We start from the raw sequence: 2,271 nt of genomic DNA, 5'->3' as shown, positions 1-2,271 counted from the left end.
CGCCGGCGGCTGTGGCCGTCAGCTAAGTCGGGGTCCTTCCGTCAAAGCGTAATCACTTGGTCAGGTGGGTTGTCTTTCAAGGCCTCGTAGAGGTCAGGGAAACAGCCCACCTGCACGCCTTTGACCACGTTTTTAGGAACGCAGTAGCCCGGCTCCTTGCACCCACGTCCCTGGGCGTCGCACCACTTGGGTTCCCCTTCCGCCAGGTTGCGCTCCAGGGCGCACATGTCGCACATCATCAGAAAAATGTTTTGCGCTTCGGCAATCTTGGCTAGGCGCTCGCCGATGGGATCCCCCTGCCGCAAAACAAAGCAGTTGTCGTCGAAAAAGAACATGCCCACCACCTGCGCTCCATGCACCCCTGCTTCTAGCTGGGGCAGGATCATCTGGCCCAACTTATAGGTGCCGCAGCGAGGGTGAGTGAACACGTAGGCAACTTTCATGAGGCCCCCTTGCCGTTTTCAATTTTGATTATCAGTAATTATCATTTTCAGAGTAACACGAGTTTCTGGGCCAGAGTTGCCGGACCCAGCAGGCCGAGGTGTGTGGTGATCGGCAAACCAGCCTGAGACCGTTCCTGAGGCTTTTGCGCCATCCCGCCCTCAGGCCTGGCTTCTCTCCCACAAAGGGAGAGGGAAGCTAGGATAGGCTACTGCGCCACTTCTGTCCTGCTGCTATCGGAAGCCCTTGCGGGATAGCAGGGATCCCTGGCTAGCGCTGAAACTGAAGAGCCTTTCCCCGCACCGAGGGATCCACCTGGCCGTTTTGAAAGGCAATCTGTCCGCCCACGATCGTGACTAGGGGCCAGCCCACCAATTCCCAGCCCTCGAAGGGACTCCAGCCGCATTTGGTCAGCAGCTCTTCCCGCCGCACCGGTTTGGGTGTGTGGCGATCCACCAGCACCAGGTCGGCGTCGTAGCCCACCTGCAGCCGCCCTTTGTTGGGGATCCCGTAGAGGCGGGCCGGCGCCTCACACATCCACCGCACCACCTGCGCCAGCGTACAACGCCCCTGCTGGGCTGCCGTCAACATCAGGGGCAAGGCCGTCTCTACTCCCGGCATACCCGAGGGGGAGTGGGGATAGGGCTGAGCCTTTTCTTCCAAAGTATGAGGGGCATGGTCGGTGGCAATGCAATCCAGGATCCCGTCCTGCAGCCCCTGCCACAGTTGGGCCAGGTTAGCGGGATCCCGCAGGGGGGGGTTCATCTGGGCCAGGGATCCCAGCCGGGCGTAATCGGCGGTGCTGAGCAGCAGGTGCTGAGGGGTCACTTCTGCCGTCACCCAGGCCGGCTTGTGCTGGCGCAGCAGTTCCACCTCTAGGCCGGTGGAGAGGTGCAAAATGTGCAGCCGATGGCGGTAGCGGGTGGCCAAGTCCAAAGCCCGCCGTGAGGCGATCAGGGCCGATTCCTCGTCCTGAATTTGCGAGTGAACGGCTACATCTGTGCGTCCGGCAAACAGGGCCTTACGGGCTTTGATGCGAGACAGATCTTCAGCATGGACGGCAATTAAGAAGTTGGGATCCGTTTCCCCGAAAATCCGCTCCAGCGCCGCCTGATCATCCACCAACAGGGGCCCATGCATGGATCCCATGAAGATTTTGATGCCACAGGCTCCCTGCACCGTTTGCAGCTCTTTTAGGTTATCGGCAGTGGCCCCGATAAAAAAGCCGTAATTGACTACACACTTGCTGGCCGCACGGGCCAGCTTGTCATCCAGCGTCGCTTGGTCAATCGTCAGCGGGTCGGTGTTGGGCATCTCCAAAAAGCTGGTCACCCCGCCCCGGGCACAGGCCCAGGATCCCGTCTGCAGGTCTTCTTTGTGCTCTCGGCCCGGCTCGCGGAAGTGAACTTGCGGATCGATCACCCCCGGCATCAAGGTATGGCCCTCGGCGTCGATGACCTTGGCCACCCCTTCTGGCGAGAGGTTTTGGCCGATTTGGGCAATGCGCCCCTCCCGCACCAGCACATCCCCCCGCCAGGGATCCCCTTCCGGCACCAGCAGCTCAGCATTTCGGATCAGCAAATCTCCAGACAAAGCTCCGCCCTCCCCCAAAGGCGCTCTCAAGATAAAGACTATTGACTTGGCTCCGCCAGCACAGCCGCATCTGGATCCAGTAAACTACCCGGCTCCGACCGCTAAGCGGTACGGAGCGGGCTTTCAGTAGCCCTGAGCCTGTTCTGCTCTACCAGAGAACAAAACAGGCCCGAACCTCTAGGCTGGTTTACGACAGCCCCCAAAAGCGCAATCACATTCGCACCATTCAAATCCGCA

Annotated in this window: 2 protein-coding genes and 1 pseudogene; all 3 read right to left on the bottom strand. The window is 60.2% G+C overall.

Annotated elements, in window-relative coordinates:
• Nucleotides 1-41 precede the first annotated feature (41 nt).
• Nucleotides 42-443, bottom strand: a complete 402-nt coding sequence (locus tag ACVW0B_RS14295; protein ID WP_457385289.1) for a SaoD/DsrE family protein — start codon at nucleotides 441-443, stop codon at nucleotides 42-44.
• A 268-nt stretch (nucleotides 444-711) separates the two neighbouring features.
• Nucleotides 712-2,034 (bottom strand): dihydroorotase, encoded by a 1,323-nt coding sequence (locus tag ACVW0B_RS14290; RefSeq protein ID WP_457491989.1) that lies wholly within the window; start codon nucleotides 2,032-2,034, stop codon nucleotides 712-714.
• Nucleotides 2,035-2,135: 101 nt separating this feature from the next.
• A pseudogene (locus ACVW0B_RS14285) lies at nucleotides 2,136-2,271 on the bottom strand (RNA-guided endonuclease TnpB family protein); the annotation flags it as partial.

The organism is Thermostichus sp. MS-CIW-23, assembly GCF_054059455.1.
Note: the sequence above shows the minus strand (reverse complement) of the source record. Positions and strands in the feature narration are given on the sequence as shown.